This is a genomic window from Pseudomonas sp. ICMP22404 (assembly GCF_006227205.1).
Lineage (GTDB): Bacteria > Pseudomonadota > Gammaproteobacteria > Pseudomonadales > Pseudomonadaceae > Aquipseudomonas.
In genome coordinates this window covers 1-452 of the sequence record NZ_VCNG01000070.1, presented here as the reverse complement: position 1 = coordinate 452, position 452 = coordinate 1, and the positions used below count along the sequence as shown (strand labels likewise).

Genomic DNA, 452 nt, shown 5'->3' with positions numbered 1-452 from the left:
GCATGTGGTTTAATTTGAAAATACGCGTAGAACCTTACCCACTCTTGACATCTTCTGCAAAGCTATAGAGATATAGTGGAGGTTAACAGAATGACAGATGGTGCATGGTTGTCGTCAGCTCGTGTCGTGAGATGTTAGGTTAAGTCCTGCAACGAGCGCAACCCTTTTCTTTAGTTACTAATATTAAGTTAAGGACTCTAGAGATACTGCCTGGGTAACCAGGAGGAAGGTGGGGACGACGTCAAATCATCATGCCTCTTACGAGTGGGGCAACACACGTGCTACAATGGTCGGTACAAAGAGAAGCAATATGGTGACATGGAGCAAATCTCAAAAAACCGATCTCAGTTCGGATTGAAGTCTGCAACTCGACTTCATGAAGTCGGAATCGCTAGTAATCGTAGATCAGCTACGCTACGGTGAATACGTTCTCGGGTTTTGTACACACCGCC

1 rRNA gene is annotated in these 452 nt (G+C 45.4%); it reads left to right on the top strand.

From position 1 onward, the window contains the following. Window positions 1-452 (top strand): 16S ribosomal RNA (locus FGE05_RS29700); the annotation flags it as partial.